This is a genomic window from Paenibacillus sp. CAA11 (assembly GCF_003060825.1).
GTDB lineage: Bacteria > Bacillota > Bacilli > Paenibacillales > Paenibacillaceae > Fontibacillus.
Genome location: NZ_CP028922.1, coordinates 4,655,553 through 4,681,935 on the forward strand (window position 1 = coordinate 4,655,553; position 26,383 = coordinate 4,681,935).

At 50.9% G+C, this 26,383-nt stretch carries 21 protein-coding genes and 1 pseudogene; 8 read left to right on the forward strand and 14 right to left on the reverse strand.

Features of this window, described 5'->3' with window-relative positions:
- Window positions 1–6: 6 nt before the first annotated feature.
- Window positions 7–363, forward strand: a complete 357-nt coding sequence (locus tag DCC85_RS21690) for an FMN-binding protein (protein ID WP_108467437.1) — start codon at window positions 7–9, stop codon at window positions 361–363.
- Between the two features lie 290 nt (window positions 364–653).
- Here the strand turns inward: DCC85_RS21690 and DCC85_RS21695 are convergent, their stop codons facing one another.
- Window positions 654–1,271, reverse strand: coding sequence for a TetR/AcrR family transcriptional regulator (locus DCC85_RS21695; RefSeq protein WP_108467438.1), 618 nt, complete (start codon window positions 1,269–1,271; stop codon window positions 654–656).
- Between the two features lie 190 nt (window positions 1,272–1,461).
- Here DCC85_RS21695 and DCC85_RS21700 point away from each other — a divergent pair, with 190 nt between their 5' ends.
- From DCC85_RS21700 to DCC85_RS21710, 3 genes are all read left to right on the forward strand, one after another.
- On the forward strand, window positions 1,462–3,024 hold the full coding sequence (locus DCC85_RS21700) for an MDR family MFS transporter (protein WP_108467439.1): 1,563 nt from the start codon (window positions 1,462–1,464) through the stop codon (window positions 3,022–3,024).
- 320 nt (window positions 3,025–3,344) lie between these two features.
- Window positions 3,345–3,815: a hypothetical protein gene (locus DCC85_RS21705; RefSeq protein WP_108467440.1), complete on the forward strand. Its 471-nt coding sequence runs from the start codon at window positions 3,345–3,347 to the stop codon at window positions 3,813–3,815.
- A 44-nt stretch (window positions 3,816–3,859) separates the two neighbouring features.
- Entirely contained in the window at window positions 3,860–5,506 is a 1,647-nt protein-coding gene (locus tag DCC85_RS21710) for a tetratricopeptide repeat protein (RefSeq protein WP_108467441.1), read from the forward strand.
- A 72-nt stretch (window positions 5,507–5,578) separates the two neighbouring features.
- Here the strand turns inward: DCC85_RS21710 and DCC85_RS21715 are convergent, their stop codons facing one another.
- Entirely contained in the window at window positions 5,579–5,872 is a 294-nt protein-coding gene (locus DCC85_RS21715) for a hypothetical protein (RefSeq protein WP_108467442.1), read from the reverse strand.
- A 299-nt stretch (window positions 5,873–6,171) separates the two neighbouring features.
- On the opposite strand from DCC85_RS21715, the gene DCC85_RS21720 reads away from it, so the two are divergent.
- Window positions 6,172–7,227 (forward strand): YncE family protein, encoded by a 1,056-nt coding sequence (locus DCC85_RS21720; protein ID WP_108467443.1) that lies wholly within the window; start codon window positions 6,172–6,174, stop codon window positions 7,225–7,227.
- 171 nt (window positions 7,228–7,398) lie between these two features.
- Here DCC85_RS21720 and DCC85_RS21725 read toward each other — a convergent pair.
- Window positions 7,399–8,434, reverse strand: a pseudogene (locus DCC85_RS21725) (SDR family oxidoreductase).
- 90 nt (window positions 8,435–8,524) lie between these two features.
- The gene (locus DCC85_RS21730) at window positions 8,525–9,106 is read right to left on the reverse strand and encodes an NAD(P)H-dependent oxidoreductase (protein WP_108467444.1); all 582 of its coding nucleotides are present in this window, start codon (window positions 9,104–9,106) and stop codon (window positions 8,525–8,527) included.
- A gap of 126 nt (window positions 9,107–9,232) precedes the next feature.
- Between DCC85_RS21730 and DCC85_RS21735 the strand changes: the two genes are divergently transcribed.
- Window positions 9,233–9,661, forward strand: a complete 429-nt coding sequence (locus DCC85_RS21735; RefSeq protein WP_108467445.1) for a MarR family winged helix-turn-helix transcriptional regulator — start codon at window positions 9,233–9,235, stop codon at window positions 9,659–9,661.
- Between the two features lie 105 nt (window positions 9,662–9,766).
- On the opposite strand, the gene DCC85_RS21740 is transcribed toward DCC85_RS21735, so the two are convergent.
- The 6 genes from DCC85_RS21740 to DCC85_RS21765 form a co-directional block, all read right to left on the reverse strand.
- A complete protein-coding gene (locus tag DCC85_RS21740) occupies window positions 9,767–10,828 on the reverse strand; it encodes an LLM class flavin-dependent oxidoreductase (protein ID WP_108467446.1) in 1,062 nt (353 codons plus the stop codon).
- Window positions 10,829–11,129: 301 nt separating this feature from the next.
- Window positions 11,130–11,468, reverse strand: coding sequence for a darcynin family protein (locus DCC85_RS21745; protein ID WP_108467447.1), 339 nt, complete (start codon window positions 11,466–11,468; stop codon window positions 11,130–11,132).
- Between the two features lie 79 nt (window positions 11,469–11,547).
- Window positions 11,548–12,111 carry a Crp/Fnr family transcriptional regulator gene (locus tag DCC85_RS21750; RefSeq protein WP_108468010.1) on the reverse strand — a complete coding sequence of 188 codons (564 nt, stop codon included), beginning with the start codon at window positions 12,109–12,111 and terminating at the stop codon, window positions 11,548–11,550.
- Between the two features lie 80 nt (window positions 12,112–12,191).
- Window positions 12,192–12,812 carry a response regulator transcription factor gene (locus DCC85_RS21755; RefSeq protein ID WP_108467448.1) on the reverse strand — a complete coding sequence of 207 codons (621 nt, stop codon included), beginning with the start codon at window positions 12,810–12,812 and terminating at the stop codon, window positions 12,192–12,194.
- Window positions 12,805–15,090 carry a sensor histidine kinase gene (locus tag DCC85_RS21760; protein WP_108467449.1) on the reverse strand — a complete coding sequence of 762 codons (2,286 nt, stop codon included), beginning with the start codon at window positions 15,088–15,090 and terminating at the stop codon, window positions 12,805–12,807. The genes DCC85_RS21755 and DCC85_RS21760 overlap by 8 nt, the downstream gene beginning before the upstream one ends.
- Before the next feature lie 57 nt (window positions 15,091–15,147).
- On the reverse strand, window positions 15,148–15,945 hold the full coding sequence (locus DCC85_RS21765; RefSeq protein WP_234414268.1) for a CPBP family intramembrane glutamic endopeptidase: 798 nt from the start codon (window positions 15,943–15,945) through the stop codon (window positions 15,148–15,150).
- A gap of 398 nt (window positions 15,946–16,343) precedes the next feature.
- Between DCC85_RS21765 and DCC85_RS21770 the strand changes: the two genes are divergently transcribed.
- A complete protein-coding gene (locus DCC85_RS21770; protein WP_108467451.1) occupies window positions 16,344–21,038 on the forward strand; it encodes a cadherin-like domain-containing protein in 4,695 nt (1,564 codons plus the stop codon).
- Window positions 21,039–21,180: 142 nt separating this feature from the next.
- Here the strand turns inward: DCC85_RS21770 and DCC85_RS21775 are convergent, their stop codons facing one another.
- The 3 genes from DCC85_RS21775 to DCC85_RS21785 are packed head-to-tail and all read right to left on the reverse strand — an operon-like array spanning window position 21,181 to window position 23,791.
- A complete protein-coding gene (locus DCC85_RS21775; RefSeq protein ID WP_108467452.1) occupies window positions 21,181–22,104 on the reverse strand; it encodes a ribokinase in 924 nt (307 codons plus the stop codon).
- Window positions 22,105–22,116: 12 nt separating this feature from the next.
- Window positions 22,117–22,779: a ribulose-phosphate 3-epimerase gene (gene rpe / locus DCC85_RS21780; protein ID WP_108467453.1), complete on the reverse strand. Its 663-nt coding sequence runs from the start codon at window positions 22,777–22,779 to the stop codon at window positions 22,117–22,119.
- A gap of 19 nt (window positions 22,780–22,798) precedes the next feature.
- The gene (locus DCC85_RS21785) at window positions 22,799–23,791 is read right to left on the reverse strand and encodes a LacI family DNA-binding transcriptional regulator (RefSeq protein WP_108467454.1); all 993 of its coding nucleotides are present in this window, start codon (window positions 23,789–23,791) and stop codon (window positions 22,799–22,801) included.
- A gap of 180 nt (window positions 23,792–23,971) precedes the next feature.
- Between DCC85_RS21785 and DCC85_RS21790 the strand changes: the two genes are divergently transcribed.
- Window positions 23,972–25,417 carry a PTS transporter subunit IIC gene (locus DCC85_RS21790; protein WP_108467455.1) on the forward strand — a complete coding sequence of 482 codons (1,446 nt, stop codon included), beginning with the start codon at window positions 23,972–23,974 and terminating at the stop codon, window positions 25,415–25,417.
- A 121-nt stretch (window positions 25,418–25,538) separates the two neighbouring features.
- On the opposite strand, the gene DCC85_RS21795 is transcribed toward DCC85_RS21790, so the two are convergent.
- Window positions 25,539–26,285 (reverse strand): class I SAM-dependent methyltransferase, encoded by a 747-nt coding sequence (locus DCC85_RS21795; protein ID WP_108467456.1) that lies wholly within the window; start codon window positions 26,283–26,285, stop codon window positions 25,539–25,541.
- Between the last annotated feature and the right edge of the window lie 98 nt (window positions 26,286–26,383).

Here is a 26,383-nt window from a genome sequence, read left to right on the forward strand (position 1 = left end):
ATCACCATGAACAAAATCGCAAAATGGACACTGGCAGCAGTAGCCGCTGCATCGATAGCTTTACTGGCAGCCTGCGGAGGCTCCTCCGGTCAATATAAAGATGGGACTTATGAAGGTACCGGGGACGGATTGAAGCACAAGATTAAGGTATCGGTTGAAATCAAAGACGAGAAGATTAACAGTATCAAGGTGCTTGAACACAAAGAGACGGAATCTATGATCCAAGCCGCCGTTGACAATAGCATTCCCGAAATTATCGAGAAGCAGGGCACTCAAGGCATAGATGTGGTATCTGGTGCTTCCGGATCCAGCAAAGGCGTCATTGATGCTGTGAGTGATGCTTTAAGCAAGGCTAAAAAATAATTCGCCGGTAAGAGTCCAAAAGCATGAAGTTCAGTAGCCTCTTTGCAGTATTGTAAATCATACCAGAAGAGATCAAGAAGCCGCGCATTGCGCGGCTTTTGTCTATGATTCATATTTCCATCCCCTCAAGTCTACCCTTCACCTAAGTCCCTATCGGCAGATGGGATATCCGACAAGAACTGCTGCTCCTAGGATTCCTGAGCAGAGTTATGCTGGGTTATGCTGGGTCAAATACATCAAAAAATGAAACCAGCTTACAAATATGCCGACAGCGAGTGCCTTCGGTCTCCCTAAGCTTCAGTGTTGAACAGGCGGGTAGATCCCAGTCCATGCAACCTGACAAGCTGGGTCGCCATATATTTAGGCGTATACGGCATGTCGTTCTCCAGCCAATACATAATAATCCCCAGATGGGCAGAGGTACTGTAGCGAACAATGAGGTCTCTCGGCATCATAACCTCTCGGTCATTAGGCTGCGCGATGATAGATCGGTGGGTTAAGGAATCCTGAATAATGCTCTCCATTCGTTTAAGGAACCCCGGCAAGCCACGCGGACCCAGCATGACTTTGTAAAAATAGACATGCTCTGCAATATGCTCAAATTGGCGGATAAAAGAATCCGGCGGCGTATCCGTATCCTTAATGAAATCACTTGCTTCAAAGCCGCTCGGAAGCCGAAAGGCCGCTGAGAACTCGTCCATCATATCATCCACAACTTTATCCAAGAGATCATACTTGTCCTTATAGTGAAGATAGAACGTAGCCCGGTTGATCCCGGCTCGCTCCGTGATATCACGCACCGTGACATGCTCGAAGCCCTTCTCCTCCATTAATCCGATCCATGCATCCCTAATAAGAAGAAGAGTGCGCTTAATCCGCGGATCTACTTGTTCATTTTTATTAGACATGGCCGTTCCCTTTGTTTAACTTTTTCATGTTACTCGCCATCCTTCCCGGTTCTGTCAATAATGCGACATTTTCCCCAAGATTATTGGTTGCTGTTAATTTGGATCACTCTTATTATAAACAACATACCGACGCTAATACAACACCGTGTCGATTGTTCTAACAACTTATCAAGAAAGGAAGAGAAATAACATGTCAACAGAGAAATCAAAGGCAGGCTTAGTGACGATTGGATTACTAATAGGATTGTTCCTTTCCTCTTTAGATCAAACCATTGTATCCACTGCCATGCCTACAGTCATTAAGGATTTAGGGGGATTCTCCCTCTACAGCTGGGTGTTCACCATCTATATGCTCGCATCCACAACCACGGTTCCGATCTATGGCAAACTGGCCGATTTATTTGGTCGCAGAAAAATGTACCTGATCGGACTCATCCTATTTGTTGTCGGTTCTGTTCTATGCGGATTTTCTGAGAATATAACCCAGCTTATCATTTTCAGAGGAATACAGGGTTTGGGTGCCGGAGCACTTATGCCCATATCTATGACCATCGTTGCGGACATCTATCCTCCTGATCAGCGAGGCAAGTTCATGGGCTTATTCGGTGCCGTATATGCCCTATCCAGTATTTTTGGACCGGCACTCGGCGGAATGATTGTGGAGCATTGGGATTGGGGCTGGATCTTTTTTATCAACCTCCCTATAGGAATTGTGGCTTTGCTCGTTGTAGCTGCTGGCTTGAAAGAAACAAGATCAAATGAGAAGCAATCTATCGATTGGTTAGGTGTACTTACGCTTAGCGCAGGTGTAGTCGCAGTATTGCTTGCACTTGTGCTTGGCGGCGAGGGCCAGGGAGATGGGACGAGATATGCCTGGACTTCTCCCCAAATTCTCGGATTATTCGCAGCCGGTGCAGTCCTTCTCGCGCTGTTCACCTGGATAGAGAGCAAGGTCAAAGAACCCATTATTACGCTTAGTCTCTTCCGGATACGTGCCATTGCCTTTGGGAACATTGTTGGATTTCTAATGAGTGCAGCCATGTTCGGTGCCATTGTATATATCCCTCTGTTTGTACAGGGTGTAATTGGTGTGAATTCTTCTGTCTCAGGTTATATTCTCACCCCATTGATGCTTTCGTTCATCGTAACCTCGATTATTGGCGGACGCCTGATGAGCAAACTATCCTATCGCACGATTCTCATCGCCAGCCTGGCGCTTATGATGGTTGGATTTACTCTGCTGAGCCAGATTTCTGAAGATACAACCCAATCCGAAATGATTCTGTATATGATTATTGCCGGACTCGGCATGGGAGCGGTCTACCCTACAGTAGGCACTGCAGCGCAGAATGCGGTGGACAGTAAACTTCGCGGCGTTGCTACTTCCTCCTCCCAATTCTTTCGCTCCATGGGAGGAACGATCGGGGTCAGCGTGTTTGGCAGTCTGATGGCACAGCAAATGTCATCCGAGATATCAAAGCTCAATCAAAAACTGAACGGTGCCCTTCCAGCCGATCAGCTAAAACAACTCGTCAATCCACAGGTGCTTCTGGATTCCAACGCGCGGCATGCCCTGCCAGAGCAAGTTCTCGCAGGACTCAGAGCCGCCTTTAGCCACTCTCTAAGCAGCGTATTCTTGGGTGCTCTCATTTTTGTCGGAGTGGGTCTAGTCGCAAGCGCCCTGATGGGAAATGCCCGTCTAGTTGAAAGCAAGGAGTACATCGAGGCTGCAAAGATTAAGAATGAGCTTTGACCTGTAAGCAGATTCCTTTCCGGAATATGCCTTATTCCAACTGCTCACTGACCAAAACAAGCAATAAGCGCCTCCCTTAACGGCCGCGCTTATTGCTTGTTCATGCTACGGCCTACTTATAGAGCATATTTATCTATATTGTACTTGGCTTTCTGCTCATTGAGGATGCAGGTCTCATCATCCACAATCAAGCAATCATAGTCCATATTTGTTCTCCAGTAGTTCCGGAATTTTGATTTTTATTCATTTCATTGTACACTAAATTCCAGTATTTTCTTTGCCTATTCACTCTATGAATCTATCTATGCTTAGGAGAAGTTATGGTTCTCATTATTCAAATCGCAGCTGTACTTGCCAATATAGTTCTTGGTGTATTTGCGGGGGCAGGTATAGGGGTAGGCCTGCTGTTCTTCCTCGTCGGACTTCCGAAATCCAAGTCGTTAAAGACAACTCAAGGACTCCTGAAGCTGCTCAAATTTGTGCTGCCCGTTGCCGCGACGCTAGGGATCGCTTTTATTTACCTCGCGATCACCTTCTATAGTGCACGCCTGATCGGCGAACACTTCGTTCTATCGAGGCCTGGTACAGCCACAGAGCAGGCCCTCTTGGGAAGACAGCTCCTTTCCTTGGGGATCGGGCAGGGAGTCTGGTTCTTCGTCAGTATCCGGTGGCTTCTTCCTCCGATGATCGACAAGCTGGGCTTCAATCGGAAGCAGTTGCTGGCCGTGATCGGCGGTTCTATTCTTACGATTTTAACTGGAATAATCGCCATGTATAATGCAGCTAGTTAAGCATATTGTTCTTCTTAATCTAACAAACAAGGAGGCTCTCAAATATGAGCATACAGCAAGGGGAGACTGCGTCTGTGCAAGAGTGGGCAGCTCTCGCCAAACAAGGAAATATCGAAGCGTTATGTCAATTAGGATTGCATTATCAGAATGAGGGTGATTATAAGGAGTCCCTCGGCTGGTTCAAGAAAGCCGCCAAGCAGGGAAGCGGACAAGGCATGAATGGCACGGCGAATGCCTATCGTTTCTTGGAGAAACAGCGAAAAGCCGTAAAGTGGTATCAGCTTGCCATTGAGGCGGGTTATCCGGCCGCCAAATACAACCTGGGCACCCTATATATCCAATCCGGGGAAAAGTCGGCAGGCCTCCAGTTGGTGAAGCAAGCAGCGGATGAAGGCTACCCGCTGGCTCTCAATTATTATGGAGATCTGCTCTATGAAGCAGGACAGGTAGCTGAAGCCAGACCATACTATTTACGCGCCGCGGAGCTGGGGAATATAGACGGCTGGAACAATCTTGGCATCCTGGAGGAGAAACAGGGACGGCTCGAACAGGCATTGGAATACTACCATAAAGCCTATGAAGGCGGACATGTGCATGGCGAATATAACATCGGCCATCTGCTCTATGAGACAGGCCGCACGGATGAGGCGATTCCCTGGCTGGAACGCACGGCGAATGAGGGGCATACCGAAGCTATGTTCGTCCTTGGAAAAATACTCGAAGAGAACGGGCTTCTCCATGAAGCCCGGCGCTGGCTTGAGCTGGCGGCGCAGCATGGGCATCCGGATGCCAGATATATGATGAAGGGGCTCTATGAAGATCACCTGGACCCCAAGGTCAAGAAGGTGCTGGAACAGCAGATTGAAGCCGGAGATGAGGACAAACTGTATGATCTGGCTATTCTGTATCGCAATCAGGGACAGACAGATCAGGCAGAAGCTATCTGGCTACGGCTTGCAGACAAAGGAGATGCGCTCGCACACTATAATCTGGGTGTAATCTATGAGGAACAAGGCAAGGATCAGGAGGCACTAGAGCACTACCGTATAGCTGCAGCAGGCGGCAGAGCAGAAGCCCAATATAATCTCGGCGTTTATTACGAACAGCGTGAAGACAATCCTCAGATGGCGAAATACTGGTATGAGCAGGCTGCCGCACAGGAGCATGTTTACGCCATCTTTAACCTGGGCAATGTTTATTATGATGGCGAGCAGATGGAATACGCTGAGGAAATGTTCCGCAGAGCTGCGGATAAGGGATATGACAAGGCCCAGTATCGCCTGGCTTTAATGTTGTACAACCATGGAAGCCGGGAACAAGCTAAGGCATGGTTCGGCCTTTCCGCCCAACAGGAATTTGCACCTGCCCAGTATTTCATGGGGCTTATGCTCGAAGAAGAAGAGAAAACAGATGAAGCCATATCGTGGTACACGCTCGCAGCCCGGCAGGGAGACCCCGATGCGCAGTACAATTTGGCCTATATTTACGATGCGCGGGGTGAAGAAGAAGCCGCCTTTGAGTGGTACCGACTTGCGGCCGAACAGGGTGAGCCCTCAGCACAGAATAATTATGCCATCATGCTCCAGCAGCGGGGACGGGCCGAAGAGGCATTAGCTATGTATAAAGCAGCCGCCCGGCAAGGACTGGAGATCAGCCAGCAGTTCCTTCAGGAGATCGGGGAGAGCTGGTAAGCCTCCATGATCGAAGACAGAGGCCATCCCTTGGGATGGTCTTTTTTCCGCAGCCTAGCCAGGAACTAGAGATCACTCCCCGGTTCTCTGGCTGGCTGCGATAAAGTCCTCATATGATGAAAAGGAGACAAAACGGGGATACCCGGCAGCCTGGGTGCCGGACCAGGTTAAGTGAACCAGTACAAACTGCGGATGACTTAGATCCTCAAACAGCACGGCATCATTCGCTTCACTTTTGACCACCGCCCGCAGCACGTGGCCATACAGTGCGTGATCCGGCCCAACCTCCCGCTGCGCCTGCTCCTCCAATATAGCCGCTGTTCTCCCAGCTACCTCCATCCAATCGGGGCCCAGCTGGTTTTCCATATTTAATCCCTCCCTATTTCTTCTAACTAAAGGTCTGCCTGTTCTTAAAACAGCAATTCTTCAGCTCCGTCATCCACCCTCCTATAAACTCATACGAGTCTAGGGACCATGGACAATTCCTACCGAGGTGCCGGCTGCACAGTATCCTCGAACCCCTTCGGTTGGAGACGGAATGTTAAGCGCAGGGCGACCCCCTTACCGTTCTCGTCGGTTATTCCTATACCCCTAGCCCAAAGGATGTACACTTGGGTCTATCTCTAAATATAATGCTATATCCATAAGCGGAAAGAGGGATAGGTATGGCATTGCCCAAAGTGATTGCTACCATTCGTTCCACCGGCCCAATCGGAGGCATTGGCGTCAATCCCGTCACGAATCGGGTCTATTTCGTCAATCCGGATACGGAGGACGGAAGTGTCGGCGTCCTCGACGCGGCTGCGAACCGGATTATCGCGCGAATCCGCATCGGCCGATTGCCGTTCTCCTTAAGCATCAACTCGCGAAAGAACCGCATCTATGTGCCGAACTTCCGGGACTCCACCTTGTCGGTCATCAGCGGAAAAAGCAACAAGGTCATTAGAACAACCAAGGTCGGCTTTCGTCCGGATACAGCGGCTGCAAGCACTAGAACCGGCCTAGTCTATGTGACTAGCGCTGCCGGGACGGTATCCGTGGTGGACGGGGTGACCAACAAGGTCCGCAAAACTATTCGGATCGGGGGACGGCCCTCCGAGATCGTGATAGACGAGCAGACAAACCGGGTGTATATCACCAATACGGTTCAGAATAGCGTAACCATGGTGAACGGCCGGACGCAGGACATTCTCGCTACCATCAAGGTCGGCAGGAATCCGGTGATTCTTCCTGCCCTGAACCCGGCAACCCAGCGCCTGTACGTCGCTAATAACTTAAGCCGCTTCCTCTCAGTCGTAGATTGCCGAAAGAGTAAGCTGCTGCGAAATATCTCCCTGGGCAGGCTGCAGAGCGAGGTGACTCTGAACCCGCGGACGAACCGGATCTATGTGTCCAGCGCTCAGGTCGAAGGAGCAGGCAAGCTGTTTGTCCTCAGCGGAGCGACACACCGGGTTGTCGCTACTCTAGTTCTCCCTACTTCGTCCAATATGCTGATTAACCCGGCGACGAACCATTTGTTTATCAGTGATTTTGACAAGGGACGCATGCTTGTCTATCATGCCGGCTCGCTGAAGAGGATCGCCATATTCCCCTCCGTAACGGGCAATATGGCACTTAACCCACGGACGAACCGGATCTATGTCGGCGGCGATGATAAAATGACGGTCATTCAGGATGTCCGATCGACTTCCGCGGTGAGCAAACGAAGAAGGAGCTCTTAAGTAGAGCCCCTTTCTCTTTTTTCCGATACATGTACAATCCGCAGCTATTATAGATTGAACGAAAGTTTTACAATGAATTTTCTGTTACCACGGCCTAATCCTGTCCTATAGACGACAATGTTCCTGCTCGATTGCAGCAATCACCGGACAAATCCTGCCGTGTGCAGTCTCCTACGGGTTTTGCGGCTTGTTCCCCTTCACCTTCTCCACAGCCGCTTCCAAGGCCTCAATCACCTGATCACACCACTGATCGAACTCCGGGTCCTCGGCTTGAAGCTCCGGATGGGCCAGAATGTTCACTACAGTCTCCTTGATCCCTTGATCAACACGAGTTACAGCCGCAAAGCCGGGAACCAGACGTTTGAGCTTAGCATTGTCAAATACAACGGTGTTCGCCTTATCGCCGAGCAGACTGCCCCGGAAGTCCTCCTTGCTGCAAGCATCGAGGAATTCGGACGAGACATGCACCGCTCTAAGCTTCACACCCAAGGCATCCGCAATGACCTCGTAAATCTGGTTCCAGGTCATGCTCTCGTCCGAGGTAATATGCACAGATTCTCCGATCGCATGGAGATTGCCCATCAGGCCGATGAAGCCTTTGGCAAAATCGCGGCTGTGGGTCAGCGTCCACAGTGAAGTTCCATCGCCGTGAATGATGACCGGCTTGTTCTCCAGCATGCGCCTTGCGACCTGCCAGCTTCCCTTGCTGCCATGAACTCCGAGCGGAAGGGAGCGTTCATCATAGGTATGGCTGGGTCTCACAATCGTAACGGGGAAGCCGTTCTCACGATATTCCTTCAGCAAATAATCTTCAGAAGCAATCTTGTTACGGGAATACTCCCAAGTAAGGGTTCGATAGCGGCGTCCCTTCTGTAATTCTATAATCCGATAATGGCGTCTGATAGGCCGAAGCCGAGCTGATGAAGATAAACTGCTTGGTTTTCCCTTTAAAAAGACGGACGTCTCTCTCCAGTTGAGCTGGTTCAAAAGCTATAAAGTCAGCGACTACATCAAAATCCAAATCCTCAATGAGCTGAGCAACGCGGGCCTCATCCTGAATATCCGCCTGTAAAATGTGCGCTCCCTCCGGCAGAGCATCATTGCGATTCCCCCGGTTAATCAGATACAACTCATGCCCCTGCTCAAGCAGCTGCCGGGAAATCGCCGAGCTAATGGTTCCTGTTCCTCCAATAAATAGCGCTTTCATAAAATACACCTCCGCGGATTGGATATACATGCTGTACCTGTGAAATGAGTCACTTCTACGATAGCATGGGAGGCGAAGGAATGACAATTTTCAGACCTTACGGAAGTACTGGTACACCTTCTCCAGCTTCTCCTTCTGCCTGCCCTTATTGCTCTCCATGCTGCCAAATTCAAAAAACTTCACCTTGCGGATGCCAACAAAATTGAACAGTGCCTTGCGCATCAGCACTTTATGAGCATTATGCAGCCACAGCAGCGGATAACCGCCCGGGCCTTTCATACTCGAAATGCACACGACAGACTTTCCCTTCAGCAGCCCTTCGGGCAGCAGTCCGCCCTTATCGCGGTAAGCGAACCCGGATGCAAACATTCGGTCTATGTACCCCAGCAGCATGGCAGGCGGGCGTCCCCACCAAATCGGGTAGACGAGCACGATCCGGTCAGCCCAGCGCAACTGTTCTCGGTACCTCTCCAGCTCCGGGTCTTGATGCATATCTCTTCTGCGTTTATGTTCATTAAAAACAAGGCGCGGATCAAACCCTTCCTCATACAGGTCAAGTACCTGAATCTGCTTAATCCCTGAATTCTCCCGGCTTCCGCGAAGCACCTCCTGCAAGAAGGCATAGCTTAAGCTTTGATGATTCGGATGTGTATAGATCACCAGCAGGTTCATTTCTCCGTCTCCTTTTTACTTATCAAATGATAACAAAAGGGTAGCACGCTCGGAAAGTAGTTGTCAAATGATAATTGTTAATTGATAATCATTTTGCTAAGGTGTCCTATAGAGGTGAACCCATTTATGAACAAGAACGTGCTATTTCAACAATTTGTATCCTTCACAACCGCCATACATCAGACCACGGCTGAACTTACCAAAGATGTTAAGACCGAGGCGATTACGCCCATGCAATATAAAATTCTGGAGTATTTGATGGTCAGCCAGCCTGTGACGCTAAGTGAGGTCAGTGACTGCATGAATATGTCCATGCCTAATACAAGCCGGGAGCTGAGAAAATTAACCGAGAAGCGGCTCTGTGAGAAGATCGCCGACAACGAGGATCGGCGCAGGCAGTCCATCCGGCTAACTGCCGAGGGAGAGGCTATGATGCAGGAGGCTTTTGACCGCATCGAGGAACGGTTCAGAGGACGAATTCAGGGGCTGACATCTGACGATCTGGTTAAGATTTCAGACGCGATTGAATTGCTGCAGCGTAAGATCCTCAAATAGTGTAGGACGGCCAAGCAATTCAGTATATGGCCGTGTTCTCTCCAGCATGCAAATAACCTCCCGCCTTCTTAAGGCGAGAGGTTACTTATAAGTGCAGCTGGCAGCTTATTCTGCGCTGCCTGAAGCTTCCCACTTGTCCACTGCTTCGCGGACTCTTGGCGCGACTTCCGTACCGAGCAGCTCGATGGCCCGCATGACATCCTCATGAGGCATCGAGCCGAGTGGTACGTGCAGCATGAACCGGGTGATCCCTACATTCTTGCGCAGATTGATGATCTTCTGCGCGACCGTCTCGGGATCGCCTACATACAGCGCGCCCTCTGGGCTGCGCGCAGCGTCATAGCTGGCTCGGCTGTAATGACCCCAGCCCCGCTCGCGGGCCAGCACATTCATCGCGGCCTGCGTCGACGGGAAGAACTTCTCTGCTGCAAGCTCAGTCTCCTCGGCGATGAAGCCATGGGAGTGAGAAGCGACGGTCAGCTTGGATACATCATGCCCGGCCTGCGCTGCCGCTCTCTTATATAGCTGCACAAGCGGAGCGAACTGGACGGGGCGGCCACCGATGATGGCCAGCACAAGCGGCAGGCCAAGCAATCCAGCGCGGATGACGGACTCCTGATTACCGCCGCTTCCGATCCAGACCGGCAGTGGGTTCTGCACCGGTCTTGGGTATACGCCCAGGTTCTGAATCGCCGGGCGATGCTTGCTGCCCGGCCAATTGACCTTTTCCGACTCTCTCAGTCTTAACAGCAGGTCCAGCTTCTCGTCGAACAGGTCATCATATTCACTTAAGTCATAGCCGAATAACGGAAAGGACTCAATGAAGGAGCCGCGCCCGGCCATGATCTCGGCTCGCCCGTTCGATATGCCGTCCAGAGTGGAAAAATCCTGGAATACGCGTACCGGATCAGCCGAGGACAGCACGGTCACCGCACTGGTCAGCCGAATGCGGGAGGTCTGCGGGGCGGCGGCAGCCAGCACCACAGCTGGCGAGGACGCCGCATAATCCTTGCGGTGATGTTCGCCAACCCCAAATACGTCCAGTCCCACCCGGTCGGCCAGAACGATCTCTTCCACCACTTCGCGCAGCCGCTGGGCTTGGCTGATCACCTCGCCGGTCTTCACATCGGGTGTCGTCTCTACAAAAGTGCTAATGCCTATTTCCAAATCGAAGCCCTCCTCTATGATTGTCAGTCTCGTCTCTTCATGTACCGTTCATAACAGCAAGAAGCGAAAGATATCATCCTTATAGATATAATGAACTAAAGTTTTACATTGAATTTTCTGTTATCACGGCCTAATACGGTCCTATAACGTTCATTTCTTTAGTTCATTCTATATAGATGCTTCTATTATGGGGCATTAACTTACCTTTTTCAAGTTAATATATAAATTATATAAACATAAGCCCTTACTTCATGATGGCTTAGAAACGCTCCTCTACGCTCCTTAAGCACACCATTCCATCTCATTTCATCCCCAGCACATCACCCTCATAGGCCTGAAAGGCATTCTCCATGCCCATGACAACATCCTTGATCTTCATATATCCCTTCGTATAGACCTCAGAATCGCGAATTTCCTCCCACATAAAATGGTATTTCTGCATGTCCCCTGTCTCGCAGACTGCAAAATCCGTATAGTCCTTGCCTGGCAGCGCCTCCGCATCAAAGAAGCGCACGTTCACGTCCTGGCTATACTTAGTTAGAATCTCCTGCAGTGAAGCGGCATAGGCCCTGCGCCGCTCCCGCGGCAATGCCAGCCATGAAGGGTAAAATTCCAACAGTACAATCATCATATATCGCATACTTTGGGTCACTCCTATTCTTGTTGCAAAATGATAGACCCATTGTAATACTGTAGCCATCCCGGTGCATTAACATAGGTTAATTACGCTTCGAACGCAGCAGCCTGCTCAGAGAAACTGGAGAAACCCCGATATAGGAAGCGATGTGATATTGCGGAATCCGCCGATCAAGCCCAGGATACTTCAGGAGGAATGCCTCATAACGCTCTCTTGCGGACAGGTACAGAAGTTCTCGCTCCCGCTCCTCCTTACGGATATACAACCGCTCAACACAGTGGCGAATGAACCGCTCCCAGCTGAGGCTGTGCGCCGTCAATGCCGTAAGCGCGCTTTGGCTAATGTCGATCACGGCAGAATCCTCCATCGCTTCAACCGTATAAGCAGAAGGCCTGCCTGTTACCATAGCCCCGTAAGAGGTGACATAGTCATTCTCCAAGGAGAACCCTACATTGTATTCCTGCCCATCCTCCAGCGTATAAAATAAGCGAAACAGCCCCTGCCCGCAAAAATAACCGCTTGTGACATGCTCGCCAGCTTCAATCAGCCTGGTTCCCTTCGGAACGAACTTAACGGCAGTCAGCTCGGCCAAGCGTCTCCATTCGGACTCCTCCATTCCGGTCTGCAGTGTCCATGCTCTGAGCATGTCATAAATGTCCCGTTTCTGATACTCATGTTGGTTTTTCATAACACAATTCCCGCCCTGCTTATTCGTATCGTTGTCGTTCAATACATATGGCGAATCAACCCAAGCTCATACCCTTTGGCCACAGCGCCGATTCGCGTCTTCACTCCGAGCTTGCCAATGATCGAGGTGATATGATACTCAACCGTCCTCTTGCTCATGGACAGATCTACAGCGATCTCAAGGTTACTCTTCTCCTTCGCAATCAGCTCCAGCACCCTACGTTCCGTTGGGGTCAGCTGCTCCTGTCCGGCACCTGGCTTTAGCTTCTCCGGAATTAGGATATGTCCCCGCACGCTCTGCCTGATCGCATTGATAATTTCCGGATACGGTGCCTGCTTGGACAAGTAAGCATGCGCTCCGAGTTCATAAGCCTTCTGATAAAATTCCGCATAGGTATACCCGGACAGCATGATCATCTTAAGATCCAGGCCGAACCGCTCTTTGCACTGCCGCGCTACCTCAAATCCATCCATTTCCGGCATGGAGATATCCATGATGAGCACCTGCGGCTGCAGCCTTTCCAGCTCACGCAAAATAGTGCGAGGATCGGTGAAAGCACCACAAACCTCCATGTCCTCCTCTTCCTCTACCCGTCTCTTCAATCCCTCCATCACCAGAGGGTGGTCGTCCAGCAGGACGATTTGAATCGGTTCAGACATAAGCATGCTCCTCCCTATGCAGCGGGATATAGATATGAACGGCGGTTCCAGCCGATGCCGAGGACTGAATGTCCAGGCCGCCCCCCAGATTGGTAACTTGATGATGAATGGAGATCAGGCCGAAATGCTGCCGCTCCAGATCCTGGCTGTAAATATTCGCAGCATCAAAGCCTGTTCCATGGTCCCGTACCCGCAGATGAAGCACATTCTCCAGCATCCAGACATCGACTGCGATCTCAGCAGTCTCAGCATGCTTCACCGCATTGTTCACAAGCTCCCGAATCATGCGAAATACACTCATCTTCACCAGATCCTGCATCTGCAGCCGTTCAGGCAGCCTGTAATTCAGGCCAATATCGATTCTAACCCGCTCCTTCATGGAACGAATGAGCCATTGCAGCGATTCCCTAAGGTCCATCTTGTCTACAAGATGCGGATGAAGCCGGTCGCACAGCTGGCGGATTTCGCGCTGCGAATCATATACGCAATCAAGCCACAGCTTGATTTTATCCGGGCTGACAGCTCCCTTAGCATACAGCTCCTCTAAATCACGAGAGAGGAAGATTAGATTCTGTAGAATCTGATCATGCAGGAAATAGGAGGTGTGAACCCGCTCGGACTCAAGAGCTTCCAATACTAAGTAATTCACCTTGGATATCTCGCCTCCTTCCATGGCTGCCAGGGCTTCTGCGTCCCCCGCCTGGTTGTGCAGTCCCATGGCCGCATAGCTTGCCTGCAGCTTCGAAAGCGTCTGTGCACTTAGAAGCAGCCGGTACATTTCCCCCTTCACAGTCTCAAGGAGCTGCAGTTCCTCGGATGAGAACAGCGTGCAGTTCTTTTTCTGACCCAGACATATACAGCTTTTCTCGCCCATAGGGAGTATCTCGTAAAAAGGATACTTCGCAAGCAGCGCCTCACGATCTCCCTCATCCATCAGCAGCATTTCCTCCAGCTCCGCAAATCTGCCGGTTCCATAAACGATGGGCTGGCGGCTATCTCTCCAAATGACACAGACCCCCTCCACATCAATGAACCGGTGAAGAATGCCCACCAGCATGCCGATAAGCTCCCGGTTGTTCTTCTTCTCTGCAAGATGGATGGAGAGCTTGAGCCTCTCCTGTTCCAGCCAGTCCTTCGCTCCATCGGCCCTGCGCCGAAGCCGCCTTAGCCACCAATGATAACCGCCCGTAAGGACCAATGCTCCCAAGAGAAAGACAATGGGTGCCCACGGGATGGAACGAGAACCTAGATAAAGGGCGAACAGCCCCACGATATACAGCGTGTGCAGGGTGATCTTTGGGATATATAGCTGCATGTCCAACATTCTCTGCTTAACCACAATATACAGCAGTGTTCCTAAGAATGGCACCAGACCAAGAAGAGCATACTCTGGCGCCAGCACAACAGGAACCCCCAGTAGATTCGGAATCGCATATAGAAGCACGAACGGCAGGAAGCTAAAAAAGGTGCCTGTGCTTAGAACCAGCAAATAATTTAGCCGGATGCGGTCAAGACTCCTCCATTTAACGGCTCCCAGAACGAACATGATTCCTATAGCGGCGATCAACTCGATCAGCACCGCCTCCCGAATCCAGCCAAGGAACACATTCATGCTGGTTAATGCCCAGGCATACAGCGTAAATAAGCTCAGCAGCGCCTTTGCCACCTGCCTTATCCGAACCGAAGACGGATGAAGACGCGTAAATAACAGCTCAGCAAAGAAATCAAGCATCAGGTAAGAGATCCAAATGGAGCAGCCAACCAGTACAAGGTTAGCCGCCAAAATATCTGTTGCGTTGACCGTCATGATAATGAGAGCAAGCACTGAGCTCAGCACGAGGAATTTACGGATGAGCTTCGACTCGGGCTTCTTGAAATAGGCATAGCCTCCCATGGCGAGCAGCAGCAGCTCCGTTCCTATGGCGACCAGCTGCTTGATCCAATCCTTCGGCCCGGTTACGCCTCGCAGCTCCTCGCCCTCATGCTGGAAGGTATACGTCTTGATTCGGCTTAGGCTTAAGCCAGACTTACCTCCTGTTTGCTCTGGGGAGACAGGCTCTCCATTCAGGGCCGTTAGCCTATCCCCCGGCTTCACGCCTAGCCCATCCGCACCGGCTCCCCGTTCCACTTCGGTGATCAGCCATACCCCTTCCCGGTGCTCGACTTCAATCCCCATATAGGGGTAAAGCAAGGACTGCCCATGAATATAACAAGCAAGGGTCAGAAATAGAGCAAGCCCTGCGTATATTTTATAGGAACTCTTTTTCGTTAATCTCATCCTCTCACCCACCCTGGTTTATATTACCACCCAGGAACGCCTTAAGGTCGTTAGATTTTATACGCCAACCAGTTGAACCGTAATCCATCCCCAGACGAAGTTAATGAAGACGTGGAAGAGAATCGAGCCATAAATATTTTTGCGGAGCTTGATCCATATTTCCTCAGGAATGAACGGTGCGAGTGGAATGAAAGCCCAGTTCTGCGGAGCCTGCCACATATGATAGATCTGAAAAAGGATCGCAATAACAAGCCAGTCCAGCTTGAGCGAGCCTACTTTTCTCAGCAAATATCCCCGAAAGTAGATTTCCTCGCCTATGAAATTTCCGATCAAGCCAATGACAAGCAAATACCAGGGAAAATCATAATACCCCAACCGCCAGATGTGCCACTCCCCCATATGGAAGAAAGGAAGCGAATCGAGCCAGCCGCTCAGCGGCGGAAATACATATTTCATATAAGGCAGGGAAATAAGGGTGAAGAGGATGACAAGGGCCGGGAAAACTACCAGCAGTCCCTTCAGATCGAGCCGGGCAAAGCCTAAGTAACGCAGCGATTCCTTGAAGGTGAGCTTATCTGCATAACGCAGCATAGCCAGCGGGAAGAGAATATGCCAGCCTGAAGCCATGAGCGCGAGGATGATGAACTGCATGTTATGGCTTGAGAGCCCCGTAAGTTCCATGAGCGGCTCTCGAAGATGATAGATAAGAATATAAGTCAGCACACCCGGCAATAGAGCCAGCAGCAGGTAAAACATCAACTGCTTCCATCCCCTAGCCTCATACTTGCGGAGGAAATGTTCATACTGCCGATCCTCCAAATTGACAAAACCCTTCAACCTGCCCCATGCGTTCATTCGTCTTGATTCCTCCATTTTGGCTAAGTTCATTGATCTGAACCCAAGTTAACACATGCCTTTATTCTGGCGAATCTGTATACTCCGCATAGTTCAGGGAGCGAGAGCGCAAATCTCATTGCGAGATCACGCAAAGCCTGCGTACCGATTCGGAGAGCTGTCGTTTGATATTTAAATTTTTATATTAAAATCTTATCTATTTATCCCTTCCAGCCGAAAATAATAATGTGATAGTTCTGCTCGAAACTCCCCTATTATTCATCATCCCTAAGATGACGGAGTGCAGAAGGGATTAGACGCATAACCACAAGCAGCCTTACCTCACAGATTCACTACTCTAGCAGCGCTGCAAGACCACTTGCCTAGTATAAGCGCCTACCTTCGAAAGGGGTTCATTCATGAAAAAAAGCTTAGCAGTTCTAACCATTTCCTCTCTCCTGTTCTCCACCCAGGCGGGATGGGACGGACAGGTTCATGCTGAAGGGACGCCGCTCCTTAAGAGTCCCACTCAAGAAACGCAGTGGTACAGCAGCGGTAAATCCCCACAGCAGGAGCCGGAAAATATAGTCGGTTTCTATAATGATCCCACTATTGGACATTCCGTTTCCGCCTTACAGTTTGATCTCAGGAATGTCACCTCTCCTGTGAGTAAGGCTATTCTGCGTATTAGAGTAACAACCGTCGATAACAACAACGGGATCACACCAACCGTAGCCGTCGTAGGCTCCACGGACGACAACTGGGATGATAATGACATGATGCCTCCAATTAACGATACCGACCAGGAAATTATATCCCCGGTTCCCGTCACCCTGGGCACTATGGATCAGCCATGGATGGAGTTCGATGTGACGAACTTTATTAATGACCAGCTTGGTAGCGATAAAATTGTAACCCTAGTTCTTAAAGGGGAAGAGGTCACGCCGGGAGTAGACTTCTACTACATGACTAGCAGTTACACGTTTACTCCCAATCCGCCTCAGCTCGAGCTTCAGCTGGCACCACCGGCCCCGCCAACTCCGGCGCACGCACCTACCGTGACTCCGGCAACTACGAATGAAGACCTGAAGAATACCTCCGGGCTTGTGGTTACGCCTGCCGATGCGGACGGAACAGCGGTACAATATTACAAAATCTCCGAGATTCAGGGAGGCCGGGTCTACTTGCTTAATGGTACAGAAGTAACCGACGGCATGTTCATTCCTGCTAGCGAAGGCACGCAAGGATTGAAATTTCTGCCAAGTCCGGACGCCAATTCGGAGAGCGGAGACATCTTCTCCTTCAATGTGCGCGCAGCCAAGGACCAGAACGGAACCGGTCTAAGTGATCCGGCGCAGGCTGTCATCACAGTTCAAGCCGTCAATGACAACCCGATCGCTGTGAATGACACGCTCCCTGACATGGAAGAGGACACCGCGCCAAGGCTGATCCCTTTCTCTAAGCTGCTTGAGAACGATAAGGCAGGGCCAGCGAATGAATCCGGCCAGCAGCTGACCGTTACTCCGCTGCCGAACACTGCCCAAGGCGGTACGATCACCGTTCAAGGTTCAGGCGTCCTATTCACCCCGACGCCGAACTATAACGGTCCAGCTGGATTCCAGTACAAGCTGAAGGATGACGGCATACCAGAATCAGCAGAGCAGACCGCTCAGGTTAGTTGGAGCATTACCTCCGTAGCCGATGCCCCAACCATTACGAATGCCTTTACTGCCGAGGACACGAAGACAGGCAGCGGGCTGAAGATCTCGCCGAGCCCTTATGATGGGACAGACGTGCAGTACTTCAAGATTGGCGAAATCAAGGGCGGTACACTGCTGGATAACTCAGAGACCTATGAGCTCAAGCAGGGAAACTTCATCAGCCGTGCTGACGGTGACGCCGGACTGAAATTCAAACCTTCCAAGGATGCCAACAGTCCTGCAGGTGACACGTTCTCGGTGGAGGTGCAGGCTTCACTCGATCATCAAGGCACCGGGCTGAGCGCTCCGGTCATCGGCTACATCACGGTAAGTGAGGTCAATGATCCTCCGGTAGCCCAGGATGACAACTTGGGCAACCTTGCAGAGGGTTCTCCCCAGCAGTCTATTCCGGTGGAGAAGCTGCTTGAGAACGATAATACCGGTGCGGACAATGAACAAGGAGAGAAGCTGACCGTTGTTAGCGTCAGCAATCCCGTTGGGGGAAATGCTGTGCTGGATGAGAGCAAGACACACGTCCTGTTCACACCAGGCCCGAATTTCCGGGGAACTGCAAGCTTCAAATATACAATTACAGATGACGGAACTACCAATGGTATAGTTACGCCAGAGACAGCTACAGCCACAGCCAGCTATACCATTCAAGGGCGTGCCGATCTGCCCGTCATAACCCCTGCCTCAACCGATGAAGACACTATGACTTCAAGCGGTCTGGAGATTACTCCTACGAATGCGGGAGGCTCAACAACAAATTACTTCAAGATTACCGACATTCAAGGCGGAACGCTTTATCAGCATAACGGAACTACCATGATTCATAATGGGGACTACATCACCATCGCCGAGGGCATGTCCGGATTACGCTTTATGCCGAGTCCTGATGCTCATGGCAGCAGCGGCTTCGGGTTCACTGTGCAGGCTGCCCCAAGCGAGGACAATGAAGCTCTGTTAAGTGATTCTGTGCCTGTGAACATTGAGGTTAACGAAGTGAATGATGCGCCGGTTGCTCAAGATGACTCGCTGCCGTCCATTCCTAGAGGATCACAGAAGTTCACTATTCCTGCTTCCAAGTTATTGGCTAACGATATCGCAGGCCCTGTTGATGAACAAAGCAAGCAGAACTTAAGTATTGTCAGCTTAGGTGTTGCCGTAGGCGGTACAGCCAGCCTTGTGAATGGGGATATTGAGTTTGAGCCTGCTCCCGATTTTACGGGGACGGCGAAGTTCACCTATACCGTGAGTGACGGTATAGATACCGGTTCTGCCGAAGTCAGCTTTGACATTACGGCTCTGCCGCCAAGCTTGACTCTCCAAGGGGAACTTGAAATGTACCTGCTGCAGGGACAAGCTTACCAGGAACCGGGATATTCCGCTTCGGGTGATACAGACGGAGACATTACAGGTGATGTAGCCGTTAATGGAATGGTAGATTCCAATACACTGGGTACTTACCAGCTGCATTACAATGTATCCGACTCGGCAAACGTGCCGGCAGCCGAACAGATCCGGACCGTCCATGTGGTCTCTGATGAATTAACTGCATTATCCGCCAGGATAGACGGTCTAACACCTGCCTTCCAGCCGGAACAGGAGGCTTATAAGCTGCAAGTGGCAAATCAGGTGGCTACACTGAACCTGACCGCACAGCTGGAGGACCCTACTGCAACCCTAACCGTCAACGGTGCGAGTGCAGAGTCCGGAGCCGAGAAGCCGATTACCTTGAAGGAAGGCAAAAATGACATTACCCTAGTGGTTACTGCCCGCGGCGGAGCAACCAAGACCTACACTGTAGAGGTTACCCGCGATGCGACGCCATCCGTGCCACCTGTGGAGAACAATGGCGGAACGAACGGAGACAGCAACGGCGGCGATTCTGGCAGCGGCGGCTCCGGCAACGGCGGCTCCGGCAACGGCGGCTCCGGCAACGGCGGCTCCGGCAACGGCGGCTCCGGCAGCGCTGATTCCAGCAGTGGTGGCAACAGCAGCAGCGGAGCAAGTACTGGCAGCACAAGCACCACTACAGACAGCACGGCCTCTACAGGAGCTTCCCAGACCCGTCAGGCTAAAGTGGTCACAAGCTCTGCGAACAGTCAGGTCGTACAGGTCCCTATTACCCGGATGGTGGAATCCGGGGGCAAGACGATAGATAGCGTGACCCTGAACAGCGCCAAGGTTGATGAAATATTGGCCAAAGCAGCAGCTGGCAGTGTAAAAGCCGCCCAAATCGTCATTGATGACCTCCCGGATCAGCCTGCCGACGAGGTAAAGGTCGGCATCGCCCACGACTCGCTGCTCAAGCTGCAGAAAGCACAGCTGGGGCTAGTCATCGAAGCAAGCGGCGCCAGAGTGACCCTGCCAGCAGACTCCCTGAGCGGCCTAACCGGCAGCAACCAGGATCTGTACTTCCGGGTCGTGCCGATCCGCAAGGCAGATGAGACCCGCCAGGTTGAGGAACGCGTCCTGGATACCAAAGAACTGAAGGACTACGCGCAGGGCAGTCATGTTCAAGCGGTAGGACAACCCATGACGATTGAGACGAACTATGCGAATCAGAAGACCAAGGTCATGTTCCCGTTAACCGGAGTGAACCTGCCGTCTGACCCGCAGGAGCGCCAGCAATTCCTGAGCGGTCTTGGCGTCTTCATTGAGCACAGCGACGGAGAGAAAGAGGTTGAGCAGGGCGACATCGTGTACGATGCAGAAGGGACCCCTGTCGGCATTGAAATCGAGGTGCAGAAGTTCAGTACCTTCACGATCATTTCAACCGAGAGCAGCCTTAAAACCTACCTGCACTACATCTCTGGCTATCCAGACGGCACCTTCCGCCCTTCCGCGGAAGTTACCCGGGCTGAGATGGCAGCACTGATCTCCCGCCAGCTGGCAGATAGTCAGGCGGCTTCGGCAGGAAGCTACTCGGACGTTGCACAGTCCCACTGGGCGGCCAAGGCCATCCTGCAGCTGACAGCCGCAGGCATCCTGACCGGGGACGGCAGCGGACACTTCCGTCCCGATGCTTCGCTTACCCGCGCCGAGATGGCGGTCATTGCCGCCAAGCTGAAGAACCTGAAGCTTGACGGCAGTGGGGCGGCGTCCGCTGCGGAAGGACAGAGCAGCTGGGCAGCCTCCGCCATCGCCGCCGTGCAAAGCGCGGGGCTGATGGTTGGCTTCCCGGATGGCTCCTTCCATCCGAATGACACGCTCACCCGCGCAGAGGCGGTAGCGGTGCTGAACCGGCTGTTCGACCGGCCTGCGCTGAAAATCGAAGCTAAGCAGGCCTGGCCGGATGTGAAGCCATCCTACTGGGCGGCTTCCGCTATCGAATCAGCTTCCCGGGATTTACAAGTTAATGCGGATAGAAGCATCACCGCAGCAGATTCGGACAAGCAAGGCAAATAACAGGCGAATGAGCTGCCGCATGTAATCCATTCAATTGCGGGGAACCGCTGAATCTATGTAAATATAAAGAGACTGTCCCCGTAGTAGAGAGAACAACCTACTACTACCTGGGAACAGTCTCTTTTTTTCGATCATTACATGCTTAATTAGATGCTACCGCAATATACTCTTGAACCTCTTTCAAAGTTGGGATGGCATCCTGACCCCCGGTCCGCGACACCTTAATTCCTGCAGCCACGCTCGCGAATTTCGCGGCCTCTACGAGATTGTTAGTGTCCAGAAGCGCACAAGCAATCGCTCCCGCAAAGCAGTCACCCGCTCCCACTGTATCTACAGCTTTTACTTTAATGGAGTCGATCCAGTTCACTTCTTCATTCTGATAAACCAGGCTTCCGTTCTCGGCCATCTTGACAATAACATCGGGAATACCGAGCGATCTCAGCTTCTTCGCAGCCTCAAGCGCCGTTTCTCTGTCCGTTACCTCAATACCAGTGATCCGTTCGGTCTCCTGCTTGTTCGGCAGGATCAGGTCGGCGTACTGGAATACTTCTTCGAAGATGCCCTCTGCCGGAGCCGGGTCCAGAATCACATACATGCCTTTGGCCTTAGCGGCTTTGGCGGCTGCCAGAATGGACTCCCGGCTGGTCTCCATTTGAATCAGCAGAATCTTGGCTTCGATCTGCTCAAAGACCCGGTTGATGTCGGCCTCCGTAATCTTATCGTTCGCACCTTTGGTGCCTGCCATCGTATTCTCGCCCGTGTTGTCGATCAAACATACAAAGGTGCCCGATCCTTCTCCCTCAATCTCGAGCATATGAGCCGTATCTACACTCTTGAATATCAGGTTATCCAACAGCTGCGTACCCGCGCTGTCCTTCCCCACAGCACCGACCAGGCATGTGCTCTTCCCAAGGCTGGCTACCGTTACGGCCTGGTTAGCCCCTTTGCCCCCTGGAGTCATCTTAATAGAATTACAGAATACCGTATCCCCGTATTCCGGATAGTTTGGCACATCTACAATAACATCCATATTAATGCTTCCAACCACAACGATGTCATATTTCATGATAGTTACCTCCTATGCGTTAAAAAGTTTTCTGGTTTCAGCGACATTATCCTTGAGAGAACGGGCGCTGTTGAAGACCGCGCTGGTTCCCAGTACATACATGGAGGCTCCATGTTCCTTGCAGGTTGGAATCGTAGCTGCCCCGATATTTCCGTCTACTTGAATCTCTATATCTCTTCCGTAGCCTTTAACCTTATCTGCGATCTGTGCAATTTTGTCATACATAAGCGGAATGAATTTCTGTCCGGCAAAGCCAGGATTAACAGTCATCACCACGATGTAATCGACGATATCATACACATAGTCTAGTGCGTCGGGCGGGGTTGCCGGATTCAGTGCTACTCCGGCCTTCAGCCCGCGGTTCTTAATCCTCATCAATGTGCTCTGAAGGTGATCTGTGGCCTCCTGATGCACCGAGATCATATCTGCTCCCGCATCGGCGAACAGATCGATATGCCGCTCAGGCTCTTTAACCATCAAATGAGCATCCAGCGGCTTGTTCGTGATCCTCCGCACCGCCTTAACCAGGTCCGGTCCTAATGTAAAGTTTGGAACGAACTGTCCGTCCATAATATCCAAGTGGTAAAAGTCCACACCCGCCTCATCCAGCTCCCGAATATTTTGCTCGAGATTCACCAGATCGGCGCACATCAATGAGGGCCCTAATTTATGCATTGTATTTCTTCCTCCGTCCTTATTGTGAAGAGTTGCGGATCAAGAGCCGGGGTTCTAAATTATATTTTTGGGGTTCAAGATCCTTGTTCTGAATTAGCCGCAGGAGTTCATCTACAGCAATTCTTCCAATCTCGTCCTTACGCTGATCAATCGTAGATAACGAAGGCAGCATATAGGATGAGAATCCGATGTTGTCATAGCCGACAACCTTAACGTCCTGCGGCACATTTCTTCCAAACTCGCTGCAAGCGCGGATAGCCCCGATCGCCATGGCATCATTCGAGCTGAAGATACTGTCAAACCGCCCTCCTGCTTCAAGCTTGGACTTAACGGCCTGATACCCGCTCTCCATGCCAAAATCACCATAAACCGTGTCGGTCTGTATCCGATGACTCGATTCGCTGACAGCCTGTTCAAAACCGGACAGGCGATCCTTCGCGCTCTGTTCGTCTTTGGGTCCGGAAATAAACAGTATATTAGCGCATCCTTGGTCCTCGATCAGATGCTGTACTGCCAGCTTGGCCCCCTGCTTATGATCGACGGTCACCGCCGAGAAGGGATGCTCGAAGTTGGCACGGTCAATCGTAATCGTCTTGATCCCCCGCTCCTCCAGCATCGCCAAATCCTCGGCATTTACGTGCAAGGAGTTAATGATGGCTCCGCAAACATAATGGTCCACCATAGAATCAAGATAATACTTCACCTTGGCACGTTCATCATCACTGTTGCACAAGTAAAGATTGTATCCCTTTTCATTCGCCGCCGCCTCGATCTCCTTCACTAGCTCAGGAAAAAATGGATTGCTGATCGTCGGCACTAGCAGCGCAATCAGATCGGAATTTCGCTTTGACAAGCTTTTTGCAATCGAATTCGGTTTATAATTCAGCTTCTTAATCACATTATTGACGCGATCAATCGTCTCAGGGCTGGCTTCGCCCTTCTTGTTAATGATTCTTGATACGGTTGCGACAGATACGCCAGCTTCCCTGGCAACATCGCGAATTGTAACCATAAATCAAATCTCCCTTTTTACGTAACCGGTTACTTCAAGTTTTAACACTCCATTTTTAACCTGTCAACTCTTAAAAATTAAATTGCATTTTAAAAATCACTCTGCTATATTAAAATCACCCTAATGACGTAACCGGTTACGCAAACGCATACAGTAAACGCAACCATGAGGAGGTTCCATATGTTTATTGATAAGATAAACGGAGCTTTTAACTTTTTTATTGGCCTAGGCGGACCCGCCATGATGTTCATTATCATTACAGTTCTATCGTTAATTGTTGGCGTTTCCATTTCTAAATCCATAGAAGGCGGGCTGCGTATGGCCGTTGCCTTAACCGGGATGAGCTCCATTATCTCTCTGCTAACCAGCTCATTCGCGCCAGCCCTGGAGAACTTCGTAGAACAGACCGGCGTGTCCCTGTCTATTACCGACTTAGGATGGGCCCCCCTTGCCGTAATTACCTGGGGTTCGGTTTACACACTCTACTTTGCATTTATTTGTCTGGTTGTGAATTTCTTAATGCTGATTACGAAATGGACCACCACGCTGAATGTGGATCTGTTCAATATCTGGAATCTGTCCGTGATCGGACTGCTGACCATGTACTATTCCAATGATAATCTTGTTCTGACCACGGTCTTTATCGCCGTCATCTATATGTTGATGCTGATTAACGCCGATGTGCTCAAGCCAACGATTAATCAGCTCTTGAAATATGATAAAACCAATATTACAACGACCGCTCACCCATCGCTGCTCGTTGCGCCATTTGTCATGATTTTCAACAAAATTATTGATGTCTGCCTTCCATTTATCGATAAATATGACTTCAACGCTGAAGTGCTAAACAAGAAAATCGGCTTTTGGGGCAGCAAGTTTGCTATCGGTGCTTATCTTGGCATATTTATTGGCCTGCTGGGACAGCAGCCTGCAAAGGAAATCTTCACCCTCGCCTTCGTAGGCGGTGTTGCTCTGGAGCTGTTCGGCCTTGTCGGCGGCTGGTTCGGACCTGCCATTGAGCCGCTCTCGGAAGGGATTACCAAGCAAATGAGCAAGCGCCTAAAAGGAAGAAAGCTCCTGGTTGGTATTGACTGGCCTATTCTTGCTCCCCGTGCGGAGCTCTGGGCGGTTGCCAATATTCTGGCACCGATCCTCCTTGTGATTGCCATCTTCCTGCCAGGCAACAAAGTGCTTCCGCTGGGCGGTATTATTCTGACAGTGCTAGCCCCGGCTCTACTAGTTGTCACCCGCGGACGGGTGCTGCGCATGACCATTATTGGCGTCATCCTGATTCCACTGTTCTTATGGGGCGCAACCCTGGTGGCTGAGTTTGTTACAGAGACCTCCAAAGCGATGAACAACTTCCCGGCCGGTCTCGCGGAAGGTACATTGTTCTCCTCTGTAGACTCTGATCCGATTGAGAAAATGCTCGCCATTCTCATGGGAAGCGCCGTTAAGACGCTAGATATGAAGCTCATTCTCTATGCTGTGTTGGCTATCGTCGGTTATCTTGCCGTGTTCTTCTGGTACTTCAAGCAAATGCGTAAAGAGAATGCCAAAGAGCTTGAAGCTTCTGCAAATCTTAACGAGCCTCAAGGCGTAAGCGTAATTGAAACCTCAGTATAAGAGAGAACTTATTCTTCTTATAGCATCATTCCAAAAACAGCCATCCGAAGTGGATGGCTGTTTTGCTGCTGCGCTCTCTGAACTATTTTAAGGACTGCAATCTGCCTATATTTCTGTTTTATTATTTCCGCGCAATAATCATAAACCGCTTGCCATTCGTTCTAATCCCGAGGTCCGTCTGATTCTCAGCCACAAAGCGGTCCAGCACCGCATAGTCTCCCCTTTCTTCGCCAAAGTTGGGAATCGTCGGAGTATGCAGAACCAGAAACAGCAGGTCCTCTATCGTCTGGTAATACTCTGTGGCATCGTATTCATAGGACTCAATCTCCCTGAACCCAGCTTGACGCAATTCGTCCAGATATCTGTTCTTCAAGGTGCCATCCTCAGCAGAATGCTGACCTCTGCCAAAAGCCTGCACGAGATTCCGCTTGTCGGCTTCACTCACCTGCTGAGTCAGGAACACACCGCCTTGTGTCAGCACCCGCGCTGCTTCCTGGCTGGAGAATGGGGAATGCCGGCAGGAGACCACGTCGAAGAATCCGGCAGGGAACTCCAGCTGCGCCGCATCCATCTGCAAGAGACGTACATTTTTCTTACCCGAAGCCTCCAGGTTCTTGCTCCCCGCCTTGATCATACCCGCAGACGAATCGATGCCGATCATCAGCAGGGCCGCATCGGCCATGGCTAGCAGCGCCTCCCCGCCTCCTGTACCTATATCCAGCAGAACATCTGACTTTCGGCAATGCCGGGCAACCTCATGATAGAAGTCCCAGGCAGCTCCTTCTACCCGGCACTTCACCTTGCTAAAATCCCAGCCGTTTATCTTCCCTACACGGTCATAAAATACTCTGTAATCGGATTCGTTCATTATTTATTCCAACCTCTCTATGAAATGATAAAAAAAGCCAGAGGAAGCTCACTAAGGCAATATAAGAAGCAGGACAGGTATGCACCTAGTACCCCTTC

Coding starts and splice junctions, on each gene's coding strand:
- DCC85_RS21770 (WP_108467451.1), top strand. CDS start 16,344: ATGAAAAAAAGCTTAGCAGTTCTAACCATTTCCTCTCTCCTGTTCTCC.
- DCC85_RS21765 (WP_234414268.1), bottom strand. CDS start 15,945: ATGAACGCATGGGGCAGGTTGAAGGGTTTTGTCAATTTGGAGGATCGG.
- DCC85_RS21760 (WP_108467449.1), bottom strand. CDS start 15,090: ATGAGATTAACGAAAAAGAGTTCCTATAAAATATACGCAGGGCTTGCT.
- DCC85_RS21695 (WP_108467438.1), bottom strand. CDS start 1,271: ATGTCTAATAAAAATGAACAAGTAGATCCGCGGATTAAGCGCACTCTT.
- DCC85_RS21690 (WP_108467437.1), top strand. CDS start 7: ATGAACAAAATCGCAAAATGGACACTGGCAGCAGTAGCCGCTGCATCG.
- DCC85_RS21700 (WP_108467439.1), top strand. CDS start 1,462: ATGTCAACAGAGAAATCAAAGGCAGGCTTAGTGACGATTGGATTACTA.
- DCC85_RS21720 (WP_108467443.1), top strand. CDS start 6,172: ATGGCATTGCCCAAAGTGATTGCTACCATTCGTTCCACCGGCCCAATC.
- DCC85_RS21735 (WP_108467445.1), top strand. CDS start 9,233: ATGAACAAGAACGTGCTATTTCAACAATTTGTATCCTTCACAACCGCC.
- DCC85_RS21745 (WP_108467447.1), bottom strand. CDS start 11,468: ATGCGATATATGATGATTGTACTGTTGGAATTTTACCCTTCATGGCTG.
- DCC85_RS21750 (WP_108468010.1), bottom strand. CDS start 12,111: ATGCTCAGAGCATGGACACTGCAGACCGGAATGGAGGAGTCCGAATGG.
- DCC85_RS21705 (WP_108467440.1), top strand. CDS start 3,345: ATGGTTCTCATTATTCAAATCGCAGCTGTACTTGCCAATATAGTTCTT.
- DCC85_RS21715 (WP_108467442.1), bottom strand. CDS start 5,872: ATGGAAAACCAGCTGGGCCCCGATTGGATGGAGGTAGCTGGGAGAACA.
- DCC85_RS21755 (WP_108467448.1), bottom strand. CDS start 12,812: ATGTCTGAACCGATTCAAATCGTCCTGCTGGACGACCACCCTCTGGTG.
- DCC85_RS21775 (WP_108467452.1), bottom strand. CDS start 22,104: ATGAAATATGACATCGTTGTGGTTGGAAGCATTAATATGGATGTTATT.
- DCC85_RS21730 (WP_108467444.1), bottom strand. CDS start 9,106: ATGAACCTGCTGGTGATCTATACACATCCGAATCATCAAAGCTTAAGC.
- DCC85_RS21710 (WP_108467441.1), top strand. CDS start 3,860: ATGAGCATACAGCAAGGGGAGACTGCGTCTGTGCAAGAGTGGGCAGCT.
- DCC85_RS21790 (WP_108467455.1), top strand. CDS start 23,972: ATGTTTATTGATAAGATAAACGGAGCTTTTAACTTTTTTATTGGCCTA.
- DCC85_RS21785 (WP_108467454.1), bottom strand. CDS start 23,791: ATGGTTACAATTCGCGATGTTGCCAGGGAAGCTGGCGTATCTGTCGCA.
- DCC85_RS21795 (WP_108467456.1), bottom strand. CDS start 26,285: ATGAACGAATCCGATTACAGAGTATTTTATGACCGTGTAGGGAAGATA.
- rpe (WP_108467453.1), bottom strand. CDS start 22,779: ATGCATAAATTAGGGCCCTCATTGATGTGCGCCGATCTGGTGAATCTC.